The organism is Streptomyces rubrogriseus, assembly GCF_027947575.1.
Lineage (GTDB): Bacteria > Actinomycetota > Actinomycetes > Streptomycetales > Streptomycetaceae > Streptomyces > Streptomyces rubrogriseus.
On the sequence record NZ_CP116256.1, the window covers coordinates 447,020 to 467,823 of the forward strand.

The following is a 20,804-nucleotide window of genomic DNA, read 5'->3' on the forward strand; positions in this document are numbered from 1 at the left end:
GCTCTTGTTGATCAGAAGCGCCGCTCGCACCGATGGGTACGGGCGGACCGGCACGCCAACCGATCCTGAGGTAGACAACGATGCGCGTTCGCAAGCTGACCATCGCCGCCATGGCCCTCGCCGCCGGTCTCTCGCTCACGGCCTGCCAGAACGACGACGACGCCGCGGGCCAGAGCACCGCTCCGCCGGCCGCCTCCACCACGGCCTCCTCGGACGGCGGGTCGGGTTCGGCGGGCTCGGACTCCGCGGAGTCCCCCGACGGGACCGGCGGCACCGAGGGAACGGGGGGCTCGGGCGGTACCGGCGGAACCGGTGGCGCCGGCGAGGACGGCACGGCCGCCAAGTGCAGCACCGACGAGCTGGAGATCACGGCGATGGACGCCACCGTCGGCGGCGACACCGAGGGGACCGTCGCGGTCGACCTGAAGAACGGCGGCGGCCGGGACTGCTCCCTCGCGGGCTACGCGGGCGTCGACCTGAAGACGAACTCGGGCACCGTGTCCGCCGAGCGCACCGGCGACCCGACCCCCAGGATCGTCCTCAAGGACGGGGAGACGGTGACCTTCGGCATCACCTACCCGGTCAACGACTCGGGCGGCTCCGGCGTCCGCATCACCGGCCTGGTGGTGACCCCGCCCGACGAGACGAAGTCGGTCACCCTCGACTGGCCGGGCGGCTCCTCGCTGCCCGTCACGGACGGTTCCGGCACCCCGGTGCGGGTCGGCCCGCTCGGCAGCGCCGGCCAGGGCGGCTGACCGCACCGCACGCCCCGGGAGGCGCGGGCCATAATCGACGGGTGAGCGCAGAGAACGGCAAGAACGGCATCCCGGACACCCAGGCGGGCCCCCGCCCCGAACCCCTCCGGTTCTACGGCACGACCTGGGTGAACCACGACGACGGCTACGCCGCTCGCCGGGCGGGCCTCGCCGTGGGCTCGCTCGCCGTGGCAGCCGCCGCCTGCTTCGTGCTCCGCGTCGCCTACCAGGGCCTTCAGATCGCCGACATCGGCAGTTTCGTATCGCTGCTGATGATCGTGATGTTCGCGATCTGCAGCGCCCTGGCCTTCCGCCACACCTGGTCCGGCTTCACCAGCCGCCCCGACCCCGACCGCCAGGCCTCCATGCGCGGCCTGCTCGCCATCGGCTTCGTCGGCTCCCTCCTCGCCTACTTCTTCCGCACCTTCACCGAGGCACCGGGCGAGAAACTGCACCGCGCCGAGTACGACAGGGCCCGCGAGGAGTACGAGAAGCGCACCACCCGCCGCTCGGGCAACCCAATGAAGAAACACCGCCGCAAGTAACGGCCCGCGATCCCGAACGCCCCTCGGCCCGTGAGCCCGAACGCCCGTCGGCCCGAACACCCCTCGGCCCGAGCGGCCGACAGACCAAGCGGCCGTCGGGCCGACCCGCCGACGAGCCGAGCGACCCTCGGGCCGACCGACGGTCCGGCCTGCCGACGGCCCGGCTGACCAGGGCCGAGTGGCCGACGCGGATCGAGGGCTCGGAGGCCTCCCTCCCGCGGTCCCCGCGGTCCCCCGTGAACCTACGCCGACGGAAGTAGCGGCCCGCGAGCCCGATCGGTCGAGCGACCATCCGACGGACCGGCTGACCAGGGCCGACTGGCCGACGCGGATCGAGGGCTCGGAGGCCCTCCTCCCGCGGTTCCCGCGGTCCTCCCGTGATCCTGCGCTGCCGGAAGTAGCGGCCGACGGGCCCGATCGGTCGAGCGACCGACCGGGCCGACCGGCTGACCAGGGCCGAGTGGCCGACGCGGATCGAGGGTCCGGAGGCCCCCCTCCCGCGGCCCCCCGTAAACCCCGCCGACGGAAGCAGCGGCCCGCGATCCCGAGCGGTCGAGCGACCGTCGGACCGGCCGGCCGTCGGACCGGCCCGGCCGTCGGGCCGACTGAGCGGCAGACCGGTCCGAGGGCCCGGAGGGCGCCCTCCCGCGGCCCTCCCGCAAACCCCTTCGCTGCGCCGATCCACCGGGCCACCATGGCCGCATGACGACACCTCCGCAGGCCGACCACAGCGCCCGGGCCCATTCCTTCAACGCGGCCGCGGCCCAGTACGCCGCCAACCGCCCCTCCTACCCGCCCGCCCTCTTCGACGCGCTGGAGGAGCTGACCGGCCGTCCCCTCCAGGGTTCCCGCGTCGTGGACGTCGGCGCCGGTACGGGTCTCGCCACCGCCCGCCTGCACGAGCGCGGCGCAGACGTGATCGCCGTCGAACCCGGCGCCGGCATGGCGGCCGAGTTCCGCCGGACCCTCCCCGGCGTCCCCGTGGTGCGCGGCAACGGCAACGCCCTGCCCCTCGCCGACCACAGCGCCGACCTGCTCACCTACGCCCAGTCCTGGCACTGGACCGACCCCGCCCTGGCCGTCCCGGAGGCGCTGCGCGTGCTGCGGCCGGGCGGCGCCCTGGCGCTGTGGTGGAACACCGACGCCCACGACGTGCCCTGGATCGCGGACTCGGGACGACGCATCGACCGGCACTTCGCCGGCCTGAACCTCTCCGCCGAGAAACGGAACTTCGACGCCCGCTTCGCCGACCCCACCGGCAACCTGGACTTCGTCCACCACGAGATCCGCTGGAGCCGTCGCGTCCCCCTCGACACCCACCTGGCCAACGTCGGCAGCCACTCGGTCTTCCTGACCGACACCGAGGAACGCGCCACGGCCTTCTTCACCGAGGAGCGCCGACACCTGCTGGCCGTCTTCCCGGACGGCCTGGTCGAGGAGACGTACGACGTCCACCTCCTCCTCGCCCCGACCCGCACGACCTGACAGCCCCGACGGCGTGGCAGTGCGCCGCCCGGTGGCCCGCTGCGCGCTGCCCGCTGCTCCGCCGTGCTTGACGTCGCGAGCACCCAGGAGGAGTATTCATCACATGATGAATTACCCGACGGAGCACTCCTCCCGGCCGCCCGAAGGGCAAGGCGGCGACCCCGCCCCGCCCGCCGTCCACGCCGAAGACCTCACCGTCGTCCGCGGCTCCCGCACCGTCCTGCGCGGCCTCGGCTTCACCGTTCCGCGCGGTCGGATCACCGGTCTCCTCGGCCCCTCCGGCTGCGGCAAGTCGACGCTGATGCGGGCGATCGTCGGCACCCAGGCCAAGGTCACCGGCACCCTGGACGTCCTCGGCCGCCCGGCCGGCCACCCCGCCCTGCGCACCCGCATCGGCTACGTCACCCAGGCCCCGTCCGTCTTCGACGACCTGTCCGTCCGCCAGAACCTGGACTACTTCGCCGAGATCCTCGACCCCGGCCGGGCGGCCGCCGACCGCCGCCGCGAGGACGTCACCCGGGTCATCGCCGACGTCGACCTCACCACCCGCGCCGACGCCCTGGCCGGCAACCTCTCCGGCGGCCAGCGCAGCCGCGTCTCCCTCGCCGTGGCCCTCCTGGGCGCCCCGGAACTCCTGGTCCTCGACGAACCCACGGTCGGCCTCGACCCCGTACTCCGCCGCGACCTGTGGACCCTCTTCCACACCCTCGCCGCCGACCGCGGCGCCACCCTCCTCGTCTCCTCCCACGTCATGGACGAGGCCGAGCGCTGCCACCGGCTGCTCCTGATGCGCGAGGGCGAGGTCCTCGCCGACGACACCCCCGACGCCCTGCGCACCCGTACCGGCTCCGAGACGGTCGAGGAGGCCTTCCTCCACCTGGTCGACGAGGCGAAGGCCAACGCGGCGGCCCGCACGAAGGAGACCACCCGATGACCACCCCCACGGCCCCCGCACCCGCCCGTGCGACGACGCTCCCGGCCCCCACCCGCCCCCTGAGCCTCTCCCGCACCACGGCCACCGCGACCCGCGTCCTGCGCCAGCTGAGCCACGACCCCCGCACCATCGCGCTCCTGATGCTGATCCCCTGCGTGATGCTCTTCCTGCTGCGCTACGTCTTCGACGGCAGCCCGCGCACCTTCGACAACATCGGCGCCTCACTCCTCGGCATCTTCCCGCTGATCACGATGTTCCTGGTCACGTCCATCGCGACGCTGCGCGAGCGCACCTCGGGCACTCTCGAACGCCTCCTCGCCATGCCCCTCGGCAAAGGCGACCTCATCGCGGGATACGCCCTCGCCTTCGGCGCCCTCGCCATCGTCCAGTCGGCCCTCGCCACCGCCCTGGCGGTCTGGTTCCTGGGCCTGGACGTGACGGGCAGCCCCTGGCTCCTCCTCCTGGTCGCCCTGCTCGACGCCCTCCTGGGCACCGCACTCGGCCTCTTCGTCTCGGCCTTCGCGGCCTCGGAGTTCCAGGCGGTCCAGTTCATGCCGGCAGTGATCTTCCCCCAGCTCCTCCTCTGCGGCCTCTTCACCCCGCGCGACAACATGCACCCCGCCCTGGAGGCCGTCTCCGACGTCCTGCCCATGTCGTACGCCGTCGACGGCATGAACGAGGTCCTGCGTCACACCGACATGACCGCCACCTTCGTCCGCGACGCCCTGATCGTCGCCGGCTGCGCCCTGCTGGTCCTGGCTCTGGGGGCAGCAACCCTGAAACGCCGAACGGCATAGGCGGCGGGGGCGAAAACCTGAACCCAACCCCACCACCCACCCGCATCCCGCGGACTGGACGCGCAACCCCCACCCGCGCACGCAGTGCGAGGATGACCCCGGACCACGCGCACCCTCCGGAGGGCACCACACCCATGACCCAGAAAGTCGCAGTCCTCGGCACCGGCAAGATCGGCGAAGCCCTCCTCAGCGGCATGATCGGAGCCGGCTGGGCCCCCGCCGACCTCCTGGTCACCGCCCGCCGCCGGGAACGGGCCGACGAACTCCGCGCCCGCCACGGAGTCACCCCCGTCACCAACGCCGAGGCCGCCAAGTCCGCCGACACCCTGATCCTCACGGTCAAGCCCCAGGACATGGGCACCCTCCTCGACGAACTCGCCCCGCACGTCCCGGCCGACCGCCTGGTCATCAGCGGCGCGGCGGGCGTCCCCACCTCCTTCTTCGAGGAGCGCCTCGCCCCCGGCACCCCGGTCGTCCGCGTCATGACGAACACCCCGGCCCTCGTCGACGAGGCCATGTCCGTCATCTCGGCCGGCACCCACGCGACCGCGGCCCACCTGACCCACACCGAGGAGATCTTCGGCGCCGTCGGCAAGACCCTCCGCGTCCCCGAGTCCCAGCAGGACGCCTGCACCGCCCTCTCCGGGTCGGGACCGGCGTACTTCTTCTACCTGGTCGAGGCCATGACCGACGCCGGCATCCTCCTCGGCCTGCCCCGCGACAAGGCCCACGACCTGATCGTGCAGTCGGCGATCGGCGCGGCGAAGATGCTCCGCGACAGCGGCGAACACCCGGTCAAGCTCCGCGAGAACGTCACGTCCCCCGCCGGCACCACCATCAACGCCATCCGCGAACTGGAGAACCACGGCGTTCGCGCCGCCCTCATCGCCGCGCTGGAGGCCGCCCGCGACCGCAGCCGCGAACTGGCCTCCGGCACCAAGGACTGACCGTCCCGGCGGCCCCTACCCGGTCAGCACCCGGCCAGAACCTCCTCCGTCGTCACCACCCGGGCGAACCCGCCCCCGTGCAGCGACACCGCCGACGCCCGCGCCAGCTCGTCCGCGCTCTGCCGCCAGCCGAAGGGCCCCTCCAGGTCGAAGGTGTACGTCGCGTCCAACGGGACCACCACCTCGTACCCGAGGTTCCCGCCCATCCGCGCCGTCGTCTCGACGCACATGTTCGTCTGGATGCCGACCAGCACGAGCTGCCGGATCCCCGCCGCCCGCAGCCAGGCACCCAGGTCCGGCGCGCCGAGGAACGCCGAGTTCACGCTCTTCGTGACCAGCAGCTCGGCCCCGCCCACCTTCCCGCGCCGCTGCTCCACGTACTCCTTGAACCCGTTGCCCTCGTACCCCTCCCGCAACGGCGACCCGGCCTTCACCGAGTCGTGCCGCACGAAGACGACCGGTCGCCCGGCCGACTGCCACGCGTCGATGAGCGCGGCGATGTTGTCGTCCGCCGCAGGGTTGTTGCGCGTACCCCAGAAGCCGACCTCCTCGAAGCCCTTCTGCACGTCCACGACCACCAGTGCTGCGTTCTCGGCGATGTCCATGCCCCGATCGTGCCGCCCGGACCCGCCACGCCCCAGAGGTCCGGAAGTCGGCGATCGATGGTTTACTGCCAGCCATGGCAGGAGCAGCAGCGAGTGCGGCGGCGCCCTACCGCGTGGCCCTCGTCGCCTTCCCCGGCATCCGGGCCTTCGACGTCGCCGTCATCACCGAGGTCTGGGGCACCGACCGCACCGACCGCGGCGCCCCCGCCTTCGACCTGCGCCGCGTCGCCGCCGACGGCACCACGGCCGTCCCGATGCGCGGCGGCCTCGCCCTCCACCCCGACCGTCCCCTCGACTGGCTGGCGGAAGCCGACCTCGTCGTCGTCCCCGGCCTCGACGACCACCTCACCCCGGCCCCCGCCCCGGTCCTCGCCGCTCTCCGACGCGCCCACGACCGCGGCACCACCGTCGCCGCCCTGTGCGGAGGCGCCTTCACCCTCGCCCAGGCCGGGCTGCTCGACGGCCGCCGCGCCATCACGCACTGGCGCCTGCTCGACCTCCTGCGGACCCATCACCCCAGGGTCACGGTCGTCCCGGACGCCCTCTTCATCGAGGACGACAACATCTGGACCGCCGCCGGCACCGCAGCCGGCATCGACCTCTGCCTGCACCTGGTCCGCCTGGCCCACGGCGCCGAAGCCGCCGCCACCATCGCCCGCTCGATGGTCACCGCGCCTTTCCGCACCGGGACCCAGGCCCAGTTCATCGAGCACCCCACCCACCACGCGGACCGCGACGCCGACGCCCTCGCCGGCGTCCGCGAACACGCCCTGCGCCACCTCGACGAGCCCCTCACGGTCGCCGACCTGGCCGCCCGAGCCGGCATGTCCCCGCGCTCCTTCGCCCGCCACTTCGCGGCGGCCACCGGCACCACGCCGCTGCGCTGGCTGCTGGACCAGCGCATCGCCGCGGCCCAGAAGCTCCTCGAACGCACCGACCTGCCCATGCCCGAGGTCGCCCGCCGGGCGGGGTTCGGCAGCGAGGTCATGATGCGCCAGCACTTCGCAGCACGCCTCGCCACCAGCCCCCGCGCCTACCGGGCCGCGTTCACCGGGGGCAGCAGCCCGATCGCCCGGTAGGCCGCGTCCACGGTCGGCCGCGCCATCGCCCGGGCCTTCTCGGCCCCCTCCCGGAGCACACCGTCCACGTACCCGGGATCGGCGGACAGTTCCAGATGCCGCTCCCGCACGGGCCGCAGCATCTCGACGACCGCCTCCGCGGTGTCCTTCTTCAGCGCGCCGTACGAGTCGTACCCGCCGGCCAGCTCCGCGGGCTCCCCACCCGTGCAGGCGGCGAGGATCTCCAGCAGGTTGGCGAGCCCGGCCCGCTCCTCCGGGTCGTACACCACGTCACGTCCGCTGTCGGTCACGGCCCGCATGACCTTCTTCCGCACCACGTCCGGCTCGTCCAGCAGATAGACGATCCCCGGCCCGGTGTCGTCGCTCTTCCCCATCTTCGACGCGGGCTCCTGCAGATTCATCACCCGAGCCGCCACCGCCGGACTGGTCGCCCGCGGCACCACGAACGTGTGCCCGTACCGCTGGTTGAACCGCACCGCGAGATCCCGCGCCAGCTCGACGTGCTGCGTCTGGTCCTCCCCGACCGGCACCTCGTCCGTCCCGTAGGCCAGGATGTCGGCCGCCATCAGCACGGGGTACGTGAGCAGCGACAGCCGCACACTCCCGCCCCGGACCCGTTCCCGCGCGGCCTTCTCCTTGTACTGGATCATCCGCCGCATCTCCCCGTCGGTCGCCACGCACTCCAGTACGTACGACAGCCGGGCGTGCTCGTCCACGTGACTCTGCACGAACACGGTGCACAGCTCGGGATCCAGCTCCGCCGCCAGCAACAGCGACGCGGCCTGCCGGCTGAGTCTGCGCACCCGCGCCGGATCGTGGTCCACGGTCAGCGCGTGCAGGTCGACGACGCAGAACAGCGCGTCGGACCGGTGCTGGTCCACCGCGGCCCACCGCCGCATGGCGCCCAGGTAGTTCCCCAGCGTCAGGTGCCCGGTCGGCTTGACCCCACTGAAGACCCGTGTCATCTCTCCACCTCCTGGTCAGGGCCGCCGCCACCCGCCGGCCGCCCCTCCTGGAGGGAGATACGAGAACGGCCGCCGAAGCGGCGGCCGTCGAGTGCATACGTGTGTACGGCCGCCGTCAGGCGGCCCGCCAGAGCTGGGTACACGTACGCGTCATCACGCACCCGACACTACGCCCCTGGAGGCCGTACGACCCGGGATTTGACACGACCCGCCCACCCTCCTAGTGTTCTCCGAGTTGTCCGACGTGAGCGCCGACCCCGGTCGGTCCCCGGACAGCGATTCCGCAAGTACTCACCACTCTTCGACGAACAGTCGCGTTGTCGGCGTCGTCGTTCTGTCGGTGCGCGTATTAACGGAATGAGGAATCCAGGTTCGAAAGAACGCGGCCCCCGATTAGCTCGGGAGCCGGGAGTCCGCTAGAGTCTCACCTCGTTGAAACGGCCCAACGGCCGCGGAGACAACCCCCTCTGACGGGGAATCAGGGCCCGAAAGGATCTGATAGAGTCGGAACCGCCGGAAAGGGAAACGCGAAAGCGGGAACCTGGAAAGCACCGAGGAAATCGGATCGGAAAGATCTGATAGAGTCGGAAACGCAAGACCGAAGGGAAGCGCCCGGAGGAAAGCCCAAGAGGGTGAGTACAAAGGAAGCGTCCGTTCCTTGAGAACTCAACAGCGTGCCAAAAGTCAACGCCAGATATGTTGATACCCCGACCTGATCGGATTCCTGATCGGGTTGAGGTTCCTTTGAAGTAACACAACAGCGAGGACGCTGTGAACGGTCGGATTATTCCTCCGACTGTTCCGCTCCCGTGATGTAAAGCATTCACGGAGAGTTTGATCCTGGCTCAGGACGAACGCTGGCGGCGTGCTTAACACATGCAAGTCGAACGATGAACCACTTCGGTGGGGATTAGTGGCGAACGGGTGAGTAACACGTGGGCAATCTGCCCTGCACTCTGGGACAAGCCCTGGAAACGGGGTCTAATACCGGATACTGACCCTCGCAGGCATCTGCGAGGTTCGAAAGCTCCGGCGGTGCAGGATGAGCCCGCGGCCTATCAGCTTGTTGGTGAGGTAATGGCTCACCAAGGCGACGACGGGTAGCCGGCCTGAGAGGGCGACCGGCCACACTGGGACTGAGACACGGCCCAGACTCCTACGGGAGGCAGCAGTGGGATGCACAATGGGCGAAAGCCTGATGCAGCGACGCCGCGTGAGGGATGACGGCCTTCGGGTTGTAAACCTCTTTCAGCAGGGAAGAAGCGAAAGTGACGGTACCTGCAGAAGAAGCGCCGGCTAACTACGTGCCAGCAGCCGCGGTAATACGTAGGGCGCAAGCGTTGTCCGGAATTATTGGGCGTAAAGAGCTCGTAGGCGGCTTGTCACGTCGGTTGTGAAAGCCCGGGGCTTAACCCCGGGTCTGCAGTCGATACGGGCAGGCTAGAGTTCGGTAGGGGAGATCGGAATTCCTGGTGTAGCGGTGAAATGCGCAGATATCAGGAGGAACACCGGTGGCGAAGGCGGATCTCTGGGCCGATACTGACGCTGAGGAGCGAAAGCGTGGGGAGCGAACAGGATTAGATACCCTGGTAGTCCACGCCGTAAACGGTGGGCACTAGGTGTGGGCAACATTCCACGTTGTCCGTGCCGCAGCTAACGCATTAAGTGCCCCGCCTGGGGAGTACGGCCGCAAGGCTAAAACTCAAAGGAATTGACGGGGGCCCGCACAAGCGGCGGAGCATGTGGCTTAATTCGACGCAACGCGAAGAACCTTACCAAGGCTTGACATACACCGGAAAGCATCAGAGATGGTGCCCCCCTTGTGGTCGGTGTACAGGTGGTGCATGGCTGTCGTCAGCTCGTGTCGTGAGATGTTGGGTTAAGTCCCGCAACGAGCGCAACCCTTGTCCCGTGTTGCCAGCAAGCCCTTCGGGGTGTTGGGGACTCACGGGAGACCGCCGGGGTCAACTCGGAGGAAGGTGGGGACGACGTCAAGTCATCATGCCCCTTATGTCTTGGGCTGCACACGTGCTACAATGGCCGGTACAATGAGCTGCGATACCGCAAGGTGGAGCGAATCTCAAAAAGCCGGTCTCAGTTCGGATTGGGGTCTGCAACTCGACCCCATGAAGTCGGAGTCGCTAGTAATCGCAGATCAGCATTGCTGCGGTGAATACGTTCCCGGGCCTTGTACACACCGCCCGTCACGTCACGAAAGTCGGTAACACCCGAAGCCGGTGGCCCAACCCCTTGTGGGAGGGAGCTGTCGAAGGTGGGACTGGCGATTGGGACGAAGTCGTAACAAGGTAGCCGTACCGGAAGGTGCGGCTGGATCACCTCCTTTCTAAGGAGCACATAGCCGACTGCAGGCAAATGTCCTGCACGGTTGCTCATGGGTGGAACGTTGACTACTCGGCACGGTCTTCTTGATGGATCACTAGTACTGCTTCGGCGTGGAACGTGACTTCAAAGAGGGACTCGTGTCGGGCACGCTGTTGGGTGTCTGAGGGTACGGCCGTGAGGTCGCCTTCAGTTGCCGGCCCCAGTGCACTCGGGAGTTATTCCCGGGGTGATGGGTGGTTGGTCGTTGTTTGAGAACTGCACAGTGGACGCGAGCATCTGTGGCCAAGTTTTTAAGGGCGCACGGTGGATGCCTTGGCACCAGGAACCGATGAAGGACGTGGGAGGCCACGATAGGCCCCGGGGAGTCGTCAACCAGGCTTTGATCCGGGGGTGTCCGAATGGGGAAACCCGGCAGTCGTCATGGGCTGTCACCCGCTGCTGAACACATAGGCAGTGTGGAGGGAACGCGGGGAAGTGAAACATCTCAGTACCCGCAGGAAGAGAAAACAACCGTGATTCCGGGAGTAGTGGCGAGCGAAACCGGATGAGGCCAAACCGTATACGTGTGAGACCCGGCAGGGGTTGCGTGTGCGGGGTTGTGGGATCTCTCTTTTACGGTCTGCCGGCCGTGAGACGAGTCAGAAACCGTTGATGTAGGCGAAGGACATGCGAAAGGTCCGGCGTAGAGGGTAAGACCCCCGTAGTCGAAACGTCAGCGGCTCGTTTGAGAGACACCCAAGTAGCACGGGGCCCGAGAAATCCCGTGTGAATCTGGCGGGACCACCCGCTAAGCCTAAATATTCCCTGGTGACCGATAGCGGATAGTACCGTGAGGGAATGGTGAAAAGTACCGCGGGAGCGGAGTGAAATAGTACCTGAAACCGTGTGCCTACAAGCCGTGGGAGCGTCGGGATGGAGCTTGCTCCATCCTCGTGACTGCGTGCCTTTTGAAGAATGAGCCTGCGAGTTTGCGGTGTGTTGCGAGGTTAACCCGGGTGGGGAAGCCGTAGCGAAAGCGAGTCCGAACAGGGCGATTCAGTAGCACGCTCAAGACCCGAAGCGGAGTGATCTAGCCATGGGCAGGTTGAAGCGGCTGTAAGAGGTCGTGGAGGACCGAACCCACCAGGGTTGAAAACCTGGGGGATGACCTGTGGTTAGGGGTGAAAGGCCAATCAAACTCCGTGATAGCTGGTTCTCCCCGAAATGCATTTAGGTGCAGCGTCGTGTGTTTCTTGCCGGAGGTAGAGCACTGGATAGGCGATGGGCCCTACCGGGTTACTGACCTTAGCCAAACTCCGAATGCCGGTAAGTGAGAGCGCGGCAGTGAGACTGTGGGGGATAAGCTCCATGGTCGAGAGGGAAACAGCCCAGAGCATCGACTAAGGCCCCTAAGCGTACGCTAAGTGGGAAAGGATGTGGAGTCGCACAGACAACCAGGAGGTTGGCTTAGAAGCAGCCACCCTTGAAAGAGTGCGTAATAGCTCACTGGTCTAGTGATTCCGCGCCGACAATGTAGCGGGGCTCAAGCGTACCGCCGAAGTCGTGTCATTGCAGCAATACGGCCAACGCCGGCTGTGATGGGTAGGGGAGCGTCGTGTGCCGGGTGAAGCAGCCGCGGAAGCGAGTTGTGGACGGTTCACGAGTGAGAATGCAGGCATGAGTAGCGATACAAACGTGAGAAACGTTTGCGCCGATTGACTAAGGGTTCCTGGGTCAAGCTGATCTGCCCAGGGTAAGTCGGGACCTAAGGCGAGGCCGACAGGCGTAGTCGATGGATAACCGGTTGATATTCCGGTACCCGCTGTGAAGCGTCAAACATCGAGCATCGTGATGCTAAGGCCGTGAAGCCGCCCTGATCTCTTCGGAGTTGAGGGGAGTGGTGGAGCCGCCGAACCAAGCGGTTAGTAGGTGAGTGATGGGGTGACGCAGGAAGGTAGTCCATCCCGGGCGGTGGTTGTCCCGGGGTAAGGGTGTAGGCCGTGCGGTAGGTAAATCCGTCGCACACAAGGCTGAGACCTGATGCCGAGCCGATTGTGGTGAAGTGGATGATCCTATGCTGTCGAGAAAAGCCTCTAGCGAGTTTCATGGCGGCCCGTACCCTAAACCGACTCAGGTGGTCAGGTAGAGAATACCGAGGCGTTCGGGTGAACTATGGTTAAGGAACTCGGCAAAATGCCCCCGTAACTTCGGGAGAAGGGGGGCCACACCCGGTGACCGGATTTACTCCGTGAGCTGGGGGTGGCCGCAGAGACCAGCGAGAAGCGACTGTTTACTAAAAACACAGGTCCGTGCGAAGCCGTAAGGCGATGTATACGGACTGACGCCTGCCCGGTGCTGGAACGTTAAGGGGACCGGTTAGCTCCATTTCGGTGGGGCGAAGCTGAGAACTTAAGCGCCAGTAAACGGCGGTGGTAACTATAACCATCCTAAGGTAGCGAAATTCCTTGTCGGGTAAGTTCCGACCTGCACGAATGGCGTAACGACTTCTCGACTGTCTCAACCATAGGCCCGGTGAAATTGCACTACGAGTAAAGATGCTCGTTTCGCGCAGCAGGACGGAAAGACCCCGGGACCTTTACTACAGTTTGATATTGGTGTTCGGTTCGGCTTGTGTAGGATAGCTGGGAGACTTTGAAGCTCGCACGCCAGTGTGGGTGGAGTCGTCGTTGAAATACCAGTCTGGTCGTGCTGGATGTCTAACCTGGGTCCGTGATCCGGATCAGGGACAGTGTCTGATGGGTAGTTTAACTGGGGCGGTTGCCTCCTAAAGAGTAACGGAGGCGCCCAAAGGTTCCCTCAGCCTGGTTGGCAATCAGGTGTTGAGTGTAAGTGCACAAGGGAGCTTGACTGTGAGACCGACGGGTCGAGCAGGGACGAAAGTCGGGACTAGTGATCCGGCGGTGGCTTGTGGAAGCGCCGTCGCTCAACGGATAAAAGGTACCCCGGGGATAACAGGCTGATCTTCCCCAAGAGTCCATATCGACGGGATGGTTTGGCACCTCGATGTCGGCTCGTCGCATCCTGGGGCTGGAGTCGGTCCCAAGGGTTGGGCTGTTCGCCCATTAAAGCGGTACGCGAGCTGGGTTTAGAACGTCGTGAGACAGTTCGGTCCCTATCCGCTGTGCGCGTAGGAGTCTTGAGAAGGGCTGTCCCTAGTACGAGAGGACCGGGACGGACGAACCTCTGGTGTGCCAGTTGTTCTGCCAAGGGCATGGCTGGTTGGCTACGTTCGGGAGGGATAACCGCTGAAAGCATCTAAGCGGGAAGCCTGCTTCGAGATGAGGACTCCCACCCCCTTGAGGGGTTAAGGCTCCCAGTAGACGACTGGGTTGATAGGCCGGATCTGGAAGCACCGTGAGGTGTGGAGGTGACCGGTACTAATAGGCCGAGGGCTTGTCCTCAGTTGCTCGCGTCCACTGTGTTGGTTCTGAAACCACGAACAATCAGACTGTGTTGGTCACCGGTTGGTTGTCTGTTTCATAGTGTTTCGGTGGTCATAGCGTAGGGGAAACGCCCGGTTACATTTCGAACCCGGAAGCTAAGCCTTACAGCGCCGATGGTACTGCAGGGGGGACCCTGTGGGAGAGTAGGACGCCGCCGAACAATCATTGCGAGGAAACCCCGCACCGGGAACGGTGCGGGGTTTTCTGCGTTTAGGGTCTCCGTATGCGCTACGACTTGGTTATCTTCGACAACGACGGTGTTCTCGTCGACAGTGAGCCGATCTCCAACCGGCTGCTGGCGGGCTATCTCACCGAGCTGGGACACCCGACGTCGTACGAGGACTCGCTGCGGGACTACATGGGTGGTGCCATGCACCGCGTGCACGACCTCGTACTGGAGCGGACGGGGCGGCGACTGCCCTCGGACTTCGACGACGTCTTCCACGCGCGGGTGTTCGCCGCCTTCGAGCGGGAGCTGGAGCCCGTTCCCGGTGCCGTCGATGTGCTGGAGAAGCTCGCCGCGGACGGGGTGGCGTACTGCGTGGCCTCCTCCGGGAGTCACCAGCGGATTCGGACGGGGCATCGCAAGGCCGGGCTCGACCGGTGGTTCGACGACGAGCGGATCTTCAGTTCCCAGGACGTGGGGCGTGGGAAGCCGGCGCCGGATCTCTTCCTGCACGCGGCCGCGCGGATGGGCGTGGCGCCGGAGCGGTGTGTCGTGGTCGAGGACAGCCCGCTGGGTGTGCGGGCCGCCGTCGCGGCCGGGATGGACGTGTACGGGTTCACCGCGATGACGCCCGCCGAGAAGCTGGGCGGAGCCACTCGGCTCTTCGCGGACATGGGGGAGCTGGCCGACCTGCTGCGCGGCTGAGGCCTGACATTTGTCATGCACGGATCTGGACGGTTGTTTCTACTGCGGAACCCTGCCCGGCCGCGAAGCTGAGTGCATGACCAAGCCTCGTAAGTCCCGGACCGTCGTGTCGCTCCTCCTGGACGTGGGTGTGCCCCTCGGGTCGTACTACCTGCTGAAGGGCGCGTTCGGGATGAGCGCCGTCGCGGCGCTCGGCTGGAGCAGTGTCGGGCCCGTGCTGCGGACCGGGTGGGGGGTGGTGAGACAGCGGGAGGTGAACGTGCTGCCGCTGCTCATCCTGCTGGCCAACCTGGCCGGGCTGCTGATCGGCTTCGGGACGGGGGACGCCCGGCTGATGCTGGCCAAGGACAGCGCGGTCACGAGCCTGGTCGGGTTCGCGCTGCTGGGGTCGGTGGCGCTGGGGCGGCCGATGATGACGGCGACGCTGAAACCGTGGCTGGTGAAGGGAGATGCGGGCCGGGAGGCGGCCTGGGGACGGCTGCGGCGGGAGTCGCCGGCGTTCAGGAGGGCGGAGCTGAGGTTCTCGGCGGTGTGGGGCGTCGCCTTCGTCGGTGAGTGCGGGGTGCGGATCGTGGGGGTCTACGCGTTGCCCGTCGACACGATGGTGTGGCTCGGGACGGTCGTCATGATCGTGACGATGCTGGTCGCGTTCGTGGTGAGTGGTGCGCTCGGGGCGGGGCCCATGGTCCACATGATCGGGGCCGCCGTCACCACGGACGACTCGGCCGACGCGCTCGACGCGCTCAACGCGCTCGACGTGGTCCTGGAAGCTGAGAAGAATTCATCTTTGGTTGGATCTACCCACCGGTAAGTCGGGGCCCTACGCTCGCCGCCATGACTGATGTGCTGCGCCGCGGCAGGGCCTCGCTCGCGTTCGGCTTCTTCGCCCAGGGTGTCGCCTTCGCCCTGCTGGTGACGCGTATCCCGGCCATCCAGGACCGGTACGGCGTCTCCGACGCGCTGCTGCCCGTCTTCCTCGCCGCCGTGCCGATCCTGGCCGGCGTCGGGAGTGTGGTGAGCGAGCGCCTGGTGCGGCGGGTGCGGCCGAGCCGGCTGCTGCGCTGGTCCCAGCCGGTGGTGCTGCTGGCGCTGCTCGGTGTCGGGGCGGGGGACCGGGTGGCGGTGCTGGCCGTCGCCCTGGCCGTCTTCGGGCTGGCCGTGGGCGCGCTGGACGCGTCGATGAACATGCTCGGGGTGAGCCTGCAACGGGCGTACGGGCGCAGCATCATGCTCGGGTTCCACGCCGCGTACAGCCTCGGCGGGATTCTGGGGGCGTCGCTGGCCTGGGCGGGGGCGCACTGGGACCTGGCGCTGTGGGTGTCGTATCTGCCGGTGGTGGTGCTGCTGTTGCCGGCGGCGCTGGTCGGGAGCCGGTGGTACGTCGACGGGGACCTTGAGGGTGCGGAGGGCGCGGGCACCGGTGAGGACACGGTCGGGGGCGGAGTCGGGGCGAGTGTCGGCTTCAAGGTGCTGCTGCCGCTGTGCCTGGTCATGACGTTCGCGTACATCGGGGACTCGACCGTCTCCAACTGGAGCGCGAAGTACCTCCAGGACGTGCTGGGGAGTTCCGAGCAGCTGGCCACCGTGCCGTACAACGTCTACATGGTGACCACGCTGGTGGGGCGGGCTCTCGGGGACTTCGGGGTGCGTCGGTTCGGGGCCGTGGCGGTGGTGCGGGGCGGGGCGGTCGTCGCGGCGGGCGGGTTCGCCGTGGTGGCCTCGGCGCCGGGGGCCTGGGTGGGGATGCTGGGCTTCACCCTGCTGGGTCTCGGGCTGTGTGTGCTGGTGCCGCAGACGTTCGCGGCGGCGGGGCGGCTGGCGGCGGAGAAGGACGGTCGCCCGGGGGCTTCCGACGCGGCGGTGGCGCGGCTCAATGTGTTCAACTACGTCGGTTTCCTGATCGGTTCGCCGTTGGTGGGCGCGCTCGGGGACGCCTGGAGCTATCGCGGGGCGATGCTCGTGCCGATGGTGTTGGTGCTGGTGACGGTCGTGTACGCCAGGTCGTTCGAGGGACAACCGGACCGATACGGTGGCGGGCATGAGCGGCCGCGCACAGCTGATGTGGGACGAGGCAGTAACGGGCTATGACTTCGGTCCCGAGCATCCGATGGACCCGGTCCGGCTCGCCCTGACGCGAAGTCTGGTCGGCGCCCTCGGGCTCGACCGGGAGGCGGAGGTCGTCGCGGCGCGGCCGGCCGGCGAGTCGACGCTGCGGCTCGTCCACCGGGAGGACTACATCGACGCGGTGCGGGCGGCGTCGGCGGATCCGCGGTCGGCGGACGGTTCGTACGGGCTCGGGACGGTCGACGACCCGGCCTTCGCGGGGATGCACGAGGTGTCCGCGCTGATCGCCGGGCAGTCGGTGGGGGCGGCGGAGGCGGTGTGGCGCGGGGACGCGCTGCACGCGGTGAACTTCGCGGGCGGGCTGCACCACGCGATGCCGGGGGCGGCGTCCGGGTTCTGCGTGTACAACGACGCGGCGCTGGCGATCGCGCGGCTGCTGGAGCTGGGTGCCGAGCGGGTCGCGTACGTGGACGTCGACGTGCACCACGGGGACGGGGTGCAGGCTGCGTTCTGGGAGGACCCGCGGGTGCTGACGGTGTCGCTGCACGAGCATCCGTCGACGCTGTTCCCGCAGACCGGGTGGCCGGAGGAGACGGGGGCGGACTGCGCCGAGGGGTCGGCCGTGAACGTCGCGCTGCCGGCGGGAACCGGGGACGCGGGGTGGCTGCGGGCGTTCCACGCGGTGGTGCCGGAGGTCCTGGCGGAGTTCCGGCCGCAGGTGCTGGTGACCCAGCACGGTGCCGACACGCACTTCGAGGATCCGCTGGCGCATCTGGCGGTGTCGCTGGACGCGCAGCGGGCGGTGCAGGTGGCGTGCCACGAGCTGGTGCACGAGTACGCCGGGGGGCGGTGGGTGGCTCTCGGGGGCGGCGGGTACGCCGTGGTGGAGGTGGTGCCGCGGTCGTGGGCGCATCTGGTGGGGGTCGCGGCGGGGCGGCCGGTGGAGCCGGAGACGGTGATTCCGGAGGGGTGGCGGCAGGAGGTGTACGCGCGGACGCGGCAGCTGGGGCCGATGCGGATGACCGATGGGCGGTGGCCGGTGTCGTACGCCTCGTGGGAGGCGGGGTACGACCCTGCGGATCGGTTGGACCAGGCGGTGCGGGCGGCTCGGCGGGCGGTGTTTCCGTTGCGGGGGTTGTTGGCGTAGGGGGGTTTCTCGGAGGTCGGCTTCTTGGTTGCCCGGCGTTGGTGCTGGGCGGGTGGGTGCGCTGTCCAGCGGCACGGTTGCCCGCAGCGGCGGCGATGCGTTACGCCGACTGTGCGTAGGTTCTTCCGTTTCCGATGCTGCCGATGGGAAGACCCGGCAGCATCGGAGGTGTGCTGACCCGTGGAGCTCTTCGGGCTCATCTTCTTGATGTTCGGCTGGCCGGGGTCGTGGCGACCTCTCGGGAGGTGAGTCTGCGGAGTTACCGGCTGTTCGCCGCTCGGGATCCCCGGGTGCTGATCGGGATCGATCCGGAGCGGGACTGGGGGCCGCGGGAGCTGCTCGGGCTGATGGCGGAGAGGTGCGGGGTTTCGGCCGATCCGCGCGATGTCTCGGGCCACGACGTGATCGACCCGGACCGGACCCTCGCGGCGCTGGACGCCTTCGCCGGGCGGCTCGCGGCGGCCGCCGGACGCCGGGCCCCGGTGCTGCTCGGCACCGGGCACCCGCACCGGCTGCTCGGTTTCTACGTCGCCTTGGCCGAGGCGCTGTCGGCGGCGGGATGTACTGTCCTCACCCCGGCGCAGGGTCGCTCTGTCGACATAACGACCCGGTTCGGTCTACGCACGTACAATCTCGACTACGTCCGTGGAGTCGCGTTGGTGCGGGAGCCCGGTGCCGGGCGCGCCGGTGGTGAGCCCGGCGCGCACACGCACTCGCCGCTGCCGGTTCGGACCGCGCTGGCGGCCGCGGCCGAGGACGGCGGGCCGCTGCCCGAGTTGGTGATCGGGGACCACGGGTGGGTCTGCGGAGCAGGTCAGCTGGGGTTCGAGGCGATCGGGCCGGCCGATACGGACGATCCCGCGCTCTTCGTAGGAGAGGCCGAGGGGTCCGTGTCCGTCGCTGTTCCACTTGATGACGCCGTGCGGTCCGAGTACTACCGGCCGCTTACCCGCTACGTACTCAATCGGGCGTGTCTGTCACGGTAGGGAAGCGATGGGTGCACCTCTTCCCCATTCGCATCACCCGCCCCTACATTGGGGAGTGAGCACGCAGCGACGAAGAGTCACCGGAAGGGGAAGCCGGTGGCCGTCGAGTGCGGAAGGTTCAGGTGTGTCATGGCTGCAGCTGGCGAGAGGCCTCTGAACGAGGTTCAGTTCCTTACCGTGGCGGAGGTCGCCTCGGTGATGCGCGTGTCCAAGATGACCGTGTACCGGTTGGTGCACAGCGGTCATCTGCCCGCGATCCGGGTCGGACGGTCGTTCCGCGTCCCGGAGCAAGCGGTTCACGAGTACCTCCGCGAGAGCTACGTGGGGGTGGAAACGGCCTGACGGCCCTCGATTACACCCTCAGCGCTCGGACCGGTAGGCTGGCCCCTCGTAGGTCGTGTGGGCCCATGGCGCTCACCAACCGAGTGATGAGAAGTGAGCGAGGATAGTCGTGGGCTCTGTTATCAAGAAGCGGCGCAAGCGGATGGCCAAGAAGAAGCACCGCAAGCTGCTGAAGCGCACGCGCGTTCAGCGTCGCAACAAGAAGTAAGCGACGCTGCGCCGTCGGCGTGGTCTGTGGCCCCCCACCGCATTCGGTGGGGGGCCACAGTCGTTCGGCCGTCGTCCTCCGGTCGTCCTCCGGTCGTCGTCCGGCCGTCATTTTTCGTCACGTGCCGCGTCCGGCGGTCATCACGGCGCAACACCTACCGGCTAAGTTGGCCCGCAGGCGGGGAACGCGGCAGGCTACGGTGCAGGCGGAAGGAAGGCGCTGATCTTGGGCAAGGTCGTGCTCGTGACCGGAGTGGCCCGGCAGCTGGGCGGCCGGTTCGTCCGGCGCATCCAGCGTGATCCCGGTGTGGAGCGGGTGATCGGCGTGGACGCCGTCGCGCCCGAGCACCATCTGGGCGGCGCGGAGTTCGTCCAGGCGGACATCCGGCAGTCGGCCATCGGGCGGGTGCTGGCCCAGACGCGTGCGGACACGGTCGTCCACCTGGACGTGACGGGCACGCCGCTGGGCAGCGGCAGTCGCGCCTCGGTGAAGGAGACCAACGTCATCGGCACGATGCAGCTGCTCGGCGCCTGCCAGAAGTCGCCGACGGTGCGGCGGCTGGTGGTGAAGTCCAGTACCAACGTCTACGGGTCCGCGCCGCGCGACCCGGCCGTCTGCGTCGAGACCACCGCGCCCAAGTCCCTGCCCAGCGGCGGCTTCGCCAAGGACGCGGTCGAGGTCGAGGGGTACGTGCGGGGCTTCGCCCGCCGGCGGCCGGACGTGTCGGTGACGGTGCTGCGGTTCGCCAACATCCTCGGCCCGGCCGCGGACACGCCGCTCGCCTCGTACTTCGGACTGCCGGTGCTGCCCACGGTGTTCGGCTACGACCCGAGGCTGCAGTTCGTGCACGAGGACGACGTGATCGAGGTGCTGCGGGTCTGTGCGGACGAGCCGCGGCGGGGAACGCTGAACAGCGGGACCTTCAACATCGCCGGGGACGGTGTGCTGCTGCTCTCGCAGTGCTCGCGGCGGCTCGGCCGTCCCACGGTGCCGTTGCTGCTGCCGGCGGTCACCTGGGCGGGTTCGCTCGTGCGTACGCTGGGGATGACGGACTTCTCCCCCGAGCAGATCCGGCTGCTCACCCACGGTCGGGTGGTGGACACCACGCAGATGCGCGAGACGCTGGGATTCAGGCCGAAGTACTCGACGGCCGGGGCGTTCAGCGACTTCGCCCGCGGGCGCGGCGCCGGGCTGCTGCCGCCCGAGGCCCTCGCGGGGGCCGTCGACCGGATCGCGGAGCTGTCCCTGCGGGACAGCGGTCATCTCCCGACGCAGAGCGCCAACTGAG

At 68.1% G+C, this 20,804-nt stretch carries 17 protein-coding genes and 3 rRNA genes; 18 read left to right on the forward strand and 2 right to left on the reverse strand.

The annotated features are described in order from the left end of the window. The first annotated feature begins 80 nt into the window (after positions 1-80). The 6 genes from Sru02f_RS02100 (at position 81) to proC (ending at position 5,463) form a co-directional block, all read left to right on the forward strand. Entirely contained in the window at positions 81-755 is a 675-nt protein-coding gene (locus Sru02f_RS02100) for a DUF4232 domain-containing protein (RefSeq protein WP_109029484.1), read from the forward strand. 41 nt (positions 756-796) lie between these two features. Then, positions 797-1,300, forward strand: a complete 504-nt coding sequence (locus Sru02f_RS02105) for a hypothetical protein (protein WP_109029485.1) — start codon at positions 797-799, stop codon at positions 1,298-1,300. A gap of 702 nt (positions 1,301-2,002) precedes the next feature. Next, a complete protein-coding gene (locus tag Sru02f_RS02110; RefSeq protein WP_109029486.1) occupies positions 2,003-2,785 on the forward strand; it encodes a class I SAM-dependent methyltransferase in 783 nt (260 codons plus the stop codon). A 103-nt stretch (positions 2,786-2,888) separates the two neighbouring features. Further along, the gene (locus Sru02f_RS02115) at positions 2,889-3,719 is read left to right on the forward strand and encodes an ABC transporter ATP-binding protein (RefSeq protein WP_109029487.1); all 831 of its coding nucleotides are present in this window, start codon (positions 2,889-2,891) and stop codon (positions 3,717-3,719) included. Further along, positions 3,716-4,516 (forward strand): ABC transporter permease, encoded by an 801-nt coding sequence (locus Sru02f_RS02120; protein ID WP_109029488.1) that lies wholly within the window; start codon positions 3,716-3,718, stop codon positions 4,514-4,516. Before Sru02f_RS02115 ends, Sru02f_RS02120 begins: the two co-directional genes overlap by 4 nt. Positions 4,517-4,650: 134 nt before the next feature. Further along, positions 4,651-5,463, forward strand: coding sequence for a pyrroline-5-carboxylate reductase (proC, locus tag Sru02f_RS02125; protein WP_164270638.1), 813 nt, complete (start codon positions 4,651-4,653; stop codon positions 5,461-5,463). 23 nt (positions 5,464-5,486) lie between these two features. On the opposite strand, the gene Sru02f_RS02130 is transcribed toward proC, so the two are convergent. Continuing rightward, positions 5,487-6,068, reverse strand: a complete 582-nt coding sequence (locus Sru02f_RS02130; protein ID WP_109029490.1) for a cysteine hydrolase family protein — start codon at positions 6,066-6,068, stop codon at positions 5,487-5,489. 74 nt (positions 6,069-6,142) lie between these two features. On the opposite strand from Sru02f_RS02130, the gene Sru02f_RS02135 reads away from it, so the two are divergent. Next, positions 6,143-7,147 (forward strand): GlxA family transcriptional regulator, encoded by a 1,005-nt coding sequence (locus Sru02f_RS02135; protein WP_109029491.1) that lies wholly within the window; start codon positions 6,143-6,145, stop codon positions 7,145-7,147. On the opposite strand, the gene trpS is transcribed toward Sru02f_RS02135, so the two are convergent. Then, positions 7,102-8,112: a tryptophan--tRNA ligase gene (gene trpS, locus Sru02f_RS02140; RefSeq protein WP_109029492.1), complete on the reverse strand. Its 1,011-nt coding sequence runs from the start codon at positions 8,110-8,112 to the stop codon at positions 7,102-7,104. The genes Sru02f_RS02135 and trpS overlap by 46 nt on opposite strands. Before the next feature lie 822 nt (positions 8,113-8,934). On the opposite strand from trpS, the gene Sru02f_RS02145 reads away from it, so the two are divergent. The 11 genes from Sru02f_RS02145 (at position 8,935) to Sru02f_RS02195 (ending at position 20,803) form a co-directional block, all read left to right on the forward strand. Beyond that, positions 8,935-10,456, forward strand: a 16S ribosomal RNA gene (locus Sru02f_RS02145). Positions 10,457-10,735: 279 nt separating this feature from the next. Beyond that, positions 10,736-13,856, forward strand: a 23S ribosomal RNA gene (locus Sru02f_RS02150). Positions 13,857-13,941: 85 nt separating this feature from the next. Then, a 5S ribosomal RNA gene (gene rrf / locus Sru02f_RS02155) occupies positions 13,942-14,058 on the forward strand. The 16S, 23S and 5S rRNA genes sit together here, the layout of an rRNA operon. 63 nt (positions 14,059-14,121) lie before the next feature. Further along, positions 14,122-14,769, forward strand: a complete 648-nt coding sequence (locus Sru02f_RS02160) for an HAD family hydrolase (protein ID WP_109034998.1) — start codon at positions 14,122-14,124, stop codon at positions 14,767-14,769. A gap of 76 nt (positions 14,770-14,845) precedes the next feature. After that, a complete protein-coding gene (locus tag Sru02f_RS02165; RefSeq protein WP_109034996.1) occupies positions 14,846-15,580 on the forward strand; it encodes a VC0807 family protein in 735 nt (244 codons plus the stop codon). Positions 15,581-15,603: 23 nt separating this feature from the next. Further along, a complete protein-coding gene (locus tag Sru02f_RS02170) occupies positions 15,604-16,857 on the forward strand; it encodes an MFS transporter (RefSeq protein WP_109034994.1) in 1,254 nt (417 codons plus the stop codon). Then, complete coding sequence (locus tag Sru02f_RS02175; RefSeq protein WP_109035038.1) at positions 16,808-17,980, forward strand: acetoin utilization protein AcuC; 1,173 nt, start codon at positions 16,808-16,810, stop codon at positions 17,978-17,980. The genes Sru02f_RS02170 and Sru02f_RS02175 overlap by 50 nt, the downstream gene beginning before the upstream one ends. 170 nt (positions 17,981-18,150) lie before the next feature. Next, positions 18,151-18,966, forward strand: coding sequence for a phosphatase (locus tag Sru02f_RS02180; RefSeq protein ID WP_109034992.1), 816 nt, complete (start codon positions 18,151-18,153; stop codon positions 18,964-18,966). Positions 18,967-19,095: 129 nt separating this feature from the next. Continuing rightward, positions 19,096-19,308, forward strand: coding sequence for a helix-turn-helix domain-containing protein (locus Sru02f_RS02185; protein WP_004984898.1), 213 nt, complete (start codon positions 19,096-19,098; stop codon positions 19,306-19,308). Between the two features lie 109 nt (positions 19,309-19,417). After that, complete coding sequence (locus Sru02f_RS02190) at positions 19,418-19,516, forward strand: 30S ribosomal protein bS22 (RefSeq protein ID WP_003948845.1); 99 nt, start codon at positions 19,418-19,420, stop codon at positions 19,514-19,516. A gap of 225 nt (positions 19,517-19,741) precedes the next feature. After that, on the forward strand, positions 19,742-20,803 hold the full coding sequence (locus Sru02f_RS02195) for an NAD-dependent epimerase/dehydratase family protein (RefSeq protein ID WP_109034990.1): 1,062 nt from the start codon (positions 19,742-19,744) through the stop codon (positions 20,801-20,803). The last annotated feature ends 1 nt before the right edge of the window (position 20,804 follow it).